Source organism: Dietzia cercidiphylli (assembly GCF_014145145.1).
GTDB lineage: Bacteria > Actinomycetota > Actinomycetes > Mycobacteriales > Mycobacteriaceae > Dietzia > Dietzia natronolimnaea.
Window position 1 is genome coordinate 1 of sequence record NZ_JAALEA010000282.1, and the last position, 8,709, is coordinate 8,709.

The following is an 8,709-nucleotide window of genomic DNA, read 5'->3' on the forward strand; positions in this document are numbered from 1 at the left end:
CCCGGCCCGAGCGGATGACCGCGCGGCGGTTCTGGGTCCGCCACGCCGCCGACGCGCGGGGTGCGGTGATCCTGGACGACGGCGCGGTGCGTGCCGTCACCGGCTCCCGGCGGTCGCTGCTCCTGGCGGGGGTGACCGGCGTCGACGGGCTGTTCCACTTCGGCGACGTGATCGAGATGCGCGACACCGCCGGAGACACCGTCGCCAGGGGGATCGCCCAGTACGACTCGATCGAGGTGCGCTCGAGGTTGGCCGACCGCGCCTCGGGCGTGGGTACCACCGGTCAGGGGCGGCCGCTCGTGCACGCCGATGACCTGGTGGCCCTGTAGACGACTCGGGCCCCCGACGTCGTCGACGAGTCGGGTCCCTGACGTTCCCGGCGCGCCCCCGCGCAGCGGCCGGGACGCGGTCCTAGAGAGTGACCCGGCCCTCGGCGTGGACCGGGGTGACCGTGCCCTCGGCGAGGTTGTAGAGGGCGCCCACGATCGCGGTCCGGCCCTCCGTGATCGCACGGTTGACGGCCGTGGACTTCTCCCGGATCGCGGTGACGGTCTGACGCACGTTCTCGATCACCACGTCGTCGTACCCCGCGGAGGGGTCGCGACGGGCCTCGAACACGGCCGGGGAGATCCGCTCCACCACGTCGCGCAGGTAGCCGGACGGGGTGGAGTGCGTATCGATCGCGGTGATCGTCGCGCCGACGGCGCCGCACGAGGTGTGCCCGAGCACCAACGTGAGAGGGATGCCGAGCACGTCCACGCCGAACTCGATCGAGCCCAGGACGGACGGGTCCACGATGTGGCCGGCGTTGCGGATGACGAACAGGTCGCCCAGTCCCTGGTCGAAGACCACCTCGGCGGGCACCCGCGAGTCGGCGCAGCCGAAGACCATGCCGAAGGGGTGCTGCTCGCCGGCGAGCTCGGCGCGGCGGGCGGGGTCCTGGTGCCTGTGGAGCCCGGCGCCGTCAACGTAGCGGCGGTTGCCCGAGAGGAGTCGGTCCAGTACGGCATCGGGTGTCAGATCTGTGCTCATGCCCTCATTTTGCGCCTGCGCCGTTCCCGTGGATCACGCAGCCCGTTCGGGCATGCCGTCACCCGGCCGGATCACGCATGCCGATGACCAGCCCGATCACGCACGCCGATCACGTAATGGCAGCGCGCCGCCCGGTCACAGCGCGCGCTCCACGCGGGTGAGCACTTCGACGCAGTCACCGTCCACCGCGAGCAGAGCGTCGGCGTGCGCCCGGGTGTGGCCACGGTTGACCACGGCCACCGGGGTGTCGGTGGTGGCGGCGCGCCTCACGAACCGGTAGCCCGACCTCACCGTCAGGGAGGAGCCGACGACGACGACGAGGTCTGACTCGTCCACCAGGGCGTTGGCCGCGTGCACGCGATGCGCGGGGACGTTCTCGCCGAAGTAGACGATGTCGGGCTTGAGCACCCCGGAGCAGCGGCGGCAGTCCACCATCCGGAACCCGGCGGTGTCGTCCAGGACGGCGTCGGCGTCCGGTGCGACCTCGATGGCCCCGCGCGTGGTCACCCGCTCGGCGAACCCGGGGTTGAGGAGTTCCAGGTCCTCGTGCAACGCCCATCTGCTCTGCCGCGTCCCGCATCCCAGGCAGACCACCACCGCATAGCTGCCGTGCAGGTCCACGATGGTGCGGCTACCGGCCTTGAGATGCAGCAGGTCCACGTTCTGGGTGATGATCCCGGCGACGAGGCCGCGGTGCTCCCAGTCGGCCAGCAGCAGATGCGCGGCGTTGGGCCGAGCCGACTCCATGTGGCGCCACCCCAGGTGGTTGCGGGCCCAATAGTGGCGGCGGAACGCGGGATCGCCCACGAACTGCTGGAACGTCATCGGGGTGCGGGCGGGGGAGTCGGGGCCCCGGTAGTCGGGGATGCCGGAGGGGGTGGAGATCCCCGCACCGGTCAGGACAGTCGCCCGGCGTCCCCGCATCAGCTCGGCCAGCGCCTGCGCCCGCTCGGGAAGATCCGGGTCCGGGTCGGTGCGCTCTGCGGGCGTCCAGGCGGTCTCCCGGATCCTCATGTGCCGATGCCCCCCGGCCCGGAGGGATCATGCGCGCACACCACGGACAGGTCGTCCCGTCGGCGCGCGGCCAACGCCGCGAGGCGGGCGTGGGTCAGCTCGACCGCCGCCGGTTGCAACGCCATGAGGCGCTCCGGGATCCCGATGAGCCTGGCGTTCGCGGCCGCCGGGCCGATCTGGCCACGCGAGTAGAAGGCGTCGCCGGCGTGCAGGATGTCGTTGTCGTCGTCGGACTCTCCGCCCCCGCCGCCCGGGACCAGGACACCGGCGTGCCCGACGGTGTGACCGGGCAGGTCCACCAACACCATCCCCTCGGCCACGTGGTCGAGGGGGCGCACCCGGAACCCCTCCCACCTATCGGTCCCGTAAACGTATTCGGCGAAGTCGGGGCCGTGCGCCCACTGCGCGCGGCGGTACCTGCGGCGTTCGACCCAGCGGGGGGTGCGCACCGCCCACGTGAGCGCCTCGGCGGACACGTGCACCTGCGCCCCGGGGAAGTCGGCGAGTCCGCCGATGTGGTCGGCGTCCAGGTGGGTGATCACGATGTGTCGCACGTCGCGAGGGTCGAGACCCATCGCCTCGATGCGCCGGTGAGCGGTTTCCGCCGGGTCCAGGCGTGCGCGCAGCGCGTGTCGCATCGGACCCAGACGGCCGGACGGATCGGCGACGTCGCGGAGGCCGAGACCGGTGTCGACCAGCACGAGGTGGTCCGGGGCCTCGACCAGCAGCACCCGGCACGGGACCAGACCGAGGAGCGTCCCGCAGTTGATCTGGTGGATCCGCATGACGGCCACGGTACCGTGGCCGCGTGAACCGACACGGTGTGCTGGACCCGCGGCCGCTCGTGCGGGTGACGGTCGATCCGGACGCGGTCGCGGATCAGGATGTGTGGCCGTACTCGATCCCCGCGGTGGCCGACCTGATGCGCGGAGGGCTCGAACTCGAGGACCTGACGATCCTGGTGGGGGAGAACGGTGCGGGCAAGTCCACGCTCGTCGAAGCTGTGGCCATGGCGTACGGGCTGGGTGCCGAGGGAGGCTCGGTCAACGGCCGGGACGTCACGTGGGAGTCGGAGTCGCCGCTGCACGACGCCCTGCGGCTGGTCCGCGGCGGCGCCGCGTCGAAGTGGGGCTACTTCGTGCGCGCCGAGACGATGCACGGCATGTTCAGCTACCTGCAGTCGTCCGGGCCCGAGCAGGATTTCCACTCGCGCAGCCACGGGGAGGCGTTCTGGGACCTCGTCTCCACCTCACGGTTCTCGGGCGGCGGGTTGTTCGTGTTGGACGAGCCCGAGGCGGGGCTGTCTTTCGATGCCCAGCTCAGGCTGGTCGCGCTGCTGCTCGAGCTGGCCGATCGTCGCGGCGCGCAGGTGCTCATGGCCACCCACTCACCGATCCTGGCCTCGGTACCGGGTGCAGCGGTCTACGAGCTGTCCGACGAGGGGATGCAGCGCAGCCGGTGGCAGGACCTGACGATGGTGGACCAACATCGGCGCTATCTCGATGCTCCGGAGCGGTACCTGCGCCACCTCTTGGAGTGACCGGGCACACTGAACCCATGACCAATTCCGCGTCCCGTTCTGCCCGCACCGCCGGTGATGCCCGGCCCGTTCACCCCACATATCCGGCCTACCAACCGCCGTCGGTGTCCCGGGCCGCCAACGCCGGGCCGCTGCCCGCCCCGGAGCCCGGGTTCGTACCCGATCTGATCGTGGTGGGGCACGGGCTCGCAGGGCTCGTCGCCACCCACGAGGCCACCCGCGCCGGCAAGAAGGTACTGGTCGTGGACCAGGAGAACGAGAAGAACCTGGGCGGGCAGGCGTTCTGGTCTCTCGGCGGATTGTTCCTGGTGGACACCCCCGAACAACGCCGGATCGGCATCAAGGACTCGCTGGAACTCGCGTGGCGTGACTGGTTGGGTTCCGCCGGGTTCGACCGACCCGAGGACCACTGGCCGCGCGAGTGGGCGCGCGCGTACGTCGAGTTCGCGGCGGGGGAGAAGCGGCGGTATCTGCACGACCTGGGCCTGCGAATCATCCCCACCGTGGGCTGGGCCGAGCGGGGCGGTGGCGACGTGGACGGCCACGGCAACTCCGTTCCGCGATTCCACGTGACCTGGGGGACCGGGCCCGAGGTGGTGCGGGTCTTCGAGGAACCCGTCCGCGACGCCGCCCGCGCCGGCCTGGTGCGCTTCGCCGTTCGCCACCGGGTGGACGAGATCGTGATCGACGACGGCCGCGCAGCAGGGGTGCGGGGGGCGACCCTCGTACCGTGCGACCTCGACCGTGGTGTCGCCTCGCCCCGCGAGGAGACGGGCACGTTCGAGTTCCGGGCGAGCGCCGTGTTGATCGCCTCCGGAGGCATCGGCGGCAATCCCGACCTGGTCCGGCAGTACTGGCCCACCGACACACTGGGTGCGGCGCCCGAGCACCTGATCGTGGGCGTGCCCGAGCACGTCGACGGGCGGATGTTGGAAATCTCCGGGGCGGCCGGGGCGAACCTCATCAACCGGGACCGGATGTGGCACTACACCGAGGGCGTGGCCAATTTCGCGCCCGTCTGGCCCGCACACGCCATCCGGATCATCCCGGGGCCGTCCACGCTCTGGCTGGACGCGAATGGTGACCGGATGCCGGTGCCGCTGTTCCCCGGATTCCACACCACGGCATCCATCGAGGCCATCCGCCGCACCGGTCAGGACTACTCCTGGTTCATCCTCGACTCCGCCATCGCCGGCAAGGAGTTCATCCTCTCCGGTTCCGAACAGAACCCGGAGCTCACCGACAAGAGCGTGAAGAAGTTCGCGTCCAAGGCGGGGAAGGGACTGCCGCCGTCGATCGCCGACTTCGCCGAGAAGGGCGTCGACTGGGTGGTCGCGGACACGCTGGAAGAGATGGTCGCCGGCATGAACACGCTGCTGCGTGAGGGCGAGCCGGCGCTGGACCTCGAACGCGTCCGCGAGTTCGTACTGGCCATGGACGGGCAGATGGACAATCCGTTCGCCAAGGATGCGCAGGTGCAGGCCATCCACAACGCCCGGCGCGTCCTGACCGACAAGCTCACCCGCATGGCCAAACCACACCGGCTGCTCGCCGACTCCGGCCCGGGCAAGGGCTCCGCCGCCGGATCCGGCGGGCCGCTCATCGCGGTCAAGGTGCACCTCATGACCCGGAAGACTCTCGGTGGAGTCGAGACGACGCTCGACTCGCAGTGCCTGACCCCCGATGGTCAGCCCTTCCCGGGCCTGTACGCGGCGGGCGAGGTCGCCGGGTTCGGCGGCGGGGGGGTCCACGGGTACAACTCGCTGGAGGGCACGTTCCTCGGTGGCTGCATCTTCTCCGGGATGAAGGCGGGCCGAGCGATGGTGCGGGAGGTCTGATAGGGACGGGCGACCACGGCGGGCGCACGGACCTCGCGTCGAGGACCGTCGTCCCCGGCCGCGCTACGGGGGGTCACCCTGGGCCACCGGTCCCCGTATCCGTTGCGCCGTCGTGGGCGGGGACCGGTCGCGCCCGCGCCTGTCTGCGTCCCCGCAACAGACCGAGTTCGTAGGTGGCCAGCCCGATCAGCCACAACGCGGTGATGGGGATGACGAACCAGAGCATGGCGGCGCTGAACGGATCCAACGCGTCGTGGTCGGCCGCCTGCAGCACCACATAGACGACGTACGCGGCGTAGAAGCCCGTGAAGAGCAGTCCCTCCCACCGCTTGATCGCCATACCGGTGAAGGCGATCGGGAGCAGGGCCAGCGAGACGGCGAGCATGATCGGCAGGTCGAAGCGGACGGCCCCGGGGGCGACGTCGATGGGCGTGATGAGCGAGGTCATCCCGAGAACGGCACCGATGTTGAACATGTTGCTACCGACGATGTTGCCGATGGCCAGGTCCCGTTCGCCGCGGATCGCCGCCACCACGCTCGTGGCGAACTCCGGCAGCGACGTCCCGACCGCCACCACCGTGAGACCGATGACCAGGTCACTCATTCCCCATGCCGATGCGAGATCACTCGCCGCCGCGACGAGTAGTCGCGCGCCGACCACCAGCAGGGCCACTCCGACGACCACGAAGACGCTGCTGACCAGAACCGGGTGTGACGACGCGACGCCGGACGACCGAGTCTCACCGGCGCTGGCGCCACCTGCGGGGTCATCACCCGCGGCGGCATCACGTGCGGCGTCATCGCCCGCGGCGGCATCACGTGCGGCGCCACCACCGGCGCCGTCACCGACCGGGTCCTCCGATGCCGCGGCGGCCCGGCCTCCATCCTGCTTGCGCGAGATGACGATCGTCGCCACCACATACGCCACGAGGCCGGCGAACAAGAGCAGACCGTCGAGGAAGCTGATCGTGCCGTCGAGTGCCACCAGCAGCGCGACCACCGAGAACAGCACCATGATGGGGATGTCGACGCGCACGATCCGGGACGTCGCCACCAGCGGGGCGACGATCGCTGTGAGGCCCAGGATGAGCAGGATGTTCGCGATGTTGCTGCCCACCACGTTGCCGACGGCCAACCCCGGGTACCCGCTCAGCGCGGCGTCGACGCTCACCGCGAACTCCGGCGCGGAGGTCGCGAAGGCGACGACGGTGAGTCCCACCACCAGCGGGGAGATTCCGAGGGTCGCGGCCAGACCGCCGGCGCCTCGCACCAGCACTTCGCCGCCGCCGATGAGCAGGACGAATCCCACCGCGAGGGCGAGCACCGTGAGGGCGCTCATGACGGGTCCGACCGGATCGTGGTGAACCCCGGCCCGGCCGACGGTGACGGTCTCGTTGCGTTACCCATGGGTGGATTATCCCGTGCCGGACTCCGGTCTGTCGATGCGCAGGCGGCGACCTCCCTGGACATCACACCCAGCCGGACATCACACCCAGCCGGACATCACACCTAGCCGGCTGCGGCCACGGCCAGGGGCAGGACGGCGGGGACCCCGGAGGAGCGGAGATGCCGGGCCGCCTCAGTGGTCGTCCACCCCGTTCCGAACAGGTCGGTGACCAGGAGGACGGGGCCCTCGGGCGTGGCCGACGGCCCCGCGAGGGTGCCCCAGAGCTGCGCCACGCGGTACGCGGAGTTCTGGGCGGTCACCGGCGGCAGTGCCGGGTCACGGGTGATCTCCCCGAGCGGCGTCATCCGGCCCATCTGCGCCAGGGCGTGGGCGAGGCTGACGACGAGCTGCGGATGCTCCCCGGTGACCAGGGCGACGACACCGGTCGGCCGGTCGGCCCAGCCCCACTCGCGGAGGACGGGAATACACGCGCGGGCGAGCCATTCCGGGGCGTCCTGGTCGGGCTCGGCGAGCAGGGCGCGCAGCTTCTGGCCCAGGCCGAGATCGGTCAGTCGAGCCAGAGCCCGGCCCTCGGCGGGCCCGTCGGCGATCTTGCCCTTCAAGGGGACGTCGAGCTTGGCGAGGCCGGTGGGCCACTGACGGCGGGGAGGCAGGACCACGCCGGGCCGCTCGAGGGCCTCGCGGGCCCGGGTCAGAGCGCCGGAGTCGACCTCCGTCGTGCGGCGCTGACCCGTGCAGTTGTCGCAGCGACCGCAGCCACCGGAGGCCGGGTCGAGGGTGGGATCGTCGAGCTGGGCGCGGAGGAATTCCATGCGGCAGGACCCCGTGCGCTGGTACTCCAGCATCGCCTGCTGTTCGGACTGCCGGGCCTCCGCCAGACCGGCGTAGCGCTCGGCGTCGTAGTGCCATGACCGTCCGGTGGCCACCCAGCCGCCCCGGACCCGTTGGACGGCGCCGTCGACGTCGAGGACCTTGAGGACCATCTCGAGCCGGTTGCGGCCGAGGTCGACGGCCGGTTCGAGCGCCTGTGTGGACTGCGGGCGGTCGGGGTCGAGGGCGTCGAGGACTCGCCGCACCACGTCCTCGGGCGGGAAGGCCAGCGAGGCGAAGTGGTTCCAGATGGCGCGGTCCTCGGGCCCGGGCAGCAGGACCACCTCGGCGCGGTCGGCGGCGCGCCCGGCGCGGCCGATCTGCTGGTAGTAGGAGATTGGGGAGGGCGGGGCACCCAGGTGCACGACGAAGCCCAGGTCCGGCTTGTCGAACCCCATGCCCAGCGCGGAGGTGGCGACCAGCGCCTTGACCTCGTTGTCGAGCAACGCCCGCTCCAGTTCCTCGCGTTCACCGGCATCGGTGCGGCCGGTGTAGGAGCTGACGCGGTGTCCGGCGGAGGTGAGCAGCTCGGCCATGTCCTCGGCCGCCGCGACGGTGAGGCTGTAGATAATGCCGCTGCCCGGCAGGGAGCCGAGGTTCTCCACGAGCCAGGCGGCGCGCTTCTCGGAGTCGTCGATGTCCACCACCGACAGACGCAGGGACTCCCGGTCCAGGCCGCCTCGCAGGACGAGGGTGTCTGAGGCGAGTGGGTCGGAGGCGGGGGAGTCGACGATGCCCGAGGCCGCGGGGCTTGCGTCCACGGCTCCCTCGCCGCCGCCGACCGAGACGCCCACACCGAGCTGCTGCGCCACATCGCGGACCACGCGGTCGTTGGCCGTGGCGGTGGTCGCCAGGACCGGCACCCCCTCGGGTAGATCGGCCAGAAGCGTGCGGATGCGGCGGTAGTCCGGCCGGAAATCGTGCCCCCAGTCGGACACGCAGTGGGCTTCGTCGACGACCACCAGTCCGGCGTCCGCCGCGAGCGCGGGCAGGACGGTATCCCGGAA

General features: G+C 71.2%; 8 protein-coding genes. 3 read left to right on the plus strand and 5 right to left on the minus strand.

Features of this window, described 5'->3' with window-relative positions; translation table 11 throughout:
* Nucleotides 1–329: PUA domain-containing protein (locus G6028_RS10545; RefSeq protein ID WP_338404197.1), on the plus strand; the 329-nt coding region annotated here is incomplete at its 5' end.
* Nucleotides 330–411: 82 nt separating this feature from the next.
* On the opposite strand, the gene G6028_RS10550 is transcribed toward G6028_RS10545, so the two are convergent.
* The 3 genes from G6028_RS10550 to G6028_RS10560 all read right to left on the minus strand — a co-directional run bounded on the left by G6028_RS10550 (nucleotide 412) and on the right by G6028_RS10560 (nucleotide 2,831).
* Nucleotides 412–1,032, minus strand: coding sequence for a carbonic anhydrase (locus tag G6028_RS10550; RefSeq protein ID WP_179524936.1), 621 nt, complete (start codon nucleotides 1,030–1,032; stop codon nucleotides 412–414).
* A gap of 135 nt (nucleotides 1,033–1,167) precedes the next feature.
* The gene (locus G6028_RS10555; RefSeq protein WP_179524937.1) at nucleotides 1,168–2,046 is read right to left on the minus strand and encodes a Sir2 family NAD-dependent protein deacetylase; all 879 of its coding nucleotides are present in this window, start codon (nucleotides 2,044–2,046) and stop codon (nucleotides 1,168–1,170) included.
* Nucleotides 2,043–2,831: an MBL fold metallo-hydrolase gene (locus G6028_RS10560; RefSeq protein WP_179524938.1), complete on the minus strand. Its 789-nt coding sequence runs from the start codon at nucleotides 2,829–2,831 to the stop codon at nucleotides 2,043–2,045. Before G6028_RS10560 ends, G6028_RS10555 begins: the two co-directional genes overlap by 4 nt.
* Before the next feature lie 23 nt (nucleotides 2,832–2,854).
* On the opposite strand from G6028_RS10560, the gene G6028_RS10565 reads away from it, so the two are divergent.
* Both G6028_RS10565 and G6028_RS10570 read left to right on the plus strand, forming a co-directional pair.
* A complete protein-coding gene (locus tag G6028_RS10565) occupies nucleotides 2,855–3,586 on the plus strand; it encodes an AAA family ATPase (RefSeq protein WP_304815314.1) in 732 nt (243 codons plus the stop codon).
* 17 nt (nucleotides 3,587–3,603) lie between these two features.
* A complete protein-coding gene (locus tag G6028_RS10570; protein WP_182610475.1) occupies nucleotides 3,604–5,424 on the plus strand; it encodes an FAD-binding dehydrogenase in 1,821 nt (606 codons plus the stop codon).
* 73 nt (nucleotides 5,425–5,497) lie between these two features.
* Here G6028_RS10570 and G6028_RS10575 read toward each other — a convergent pair whose 3' ends face one another.
* Nucleotides 5,498–6,763: a calcium/sodium antiporter gene (locus G6028_RS10575; RefSeq protein ID WP_182658822.1), complete on the minus strand. Its 1,266-nt coding sequence runs from the start codon at nucleotides 6,761–6,763 to the stop codon at nucleotides 5,498–5,500.
* A gap of 170 nt (nucleotides 6,764–6,933) precedes the next feature.
* The coding region (locus tag G6028_RS10580) for an ATP-dependent DNA helicase RecQ (RefSeq protein WP_182658823.1) at nucleotides 6,934–8,709 on the minus strand (1,776 nt) is incomplete at its 5' end.

Bases quoted from the DNA above. Each gene is read 5' to 3' on its own strand.
- G6028_RS10550 (WP_179524936.1), bottom strand. From the start codon at position 1,032: ATGAGCACAGATCTGACACCCGATGCCGTACTGGACCGACTCCTCTCG.
- G6028_RS10555 (WP_179524937.1), bottom strand. From the start codon at position 2,046: ATGAGGATCCGGGAGACCGCCTGGACGCCCGCAGAGCGCACCGACCCG.
- G6028_RS10560 (WP_179524938.1), bottom strand. From the start codon at position 2,831: ATGCGGATCCACCAGATCAACTGCGGGACGCTCCTCGGTCTGGTCCCG.
- G6028_RS10570 (WP_182610475.1), top strand. From the start codon at position 3,604: ATGACCAATTCCGCGTCCCGTTCTGCCCGCACCGCCGGTGATGCCCGG.
- G6028_RS10575 (WP_182658822.1), bottom strand. From the start codon at position 6,763: ATGAGCGCCCTCACGGTGCTCGCCCTCGCGGTGGGATTCGTCCTGCTC.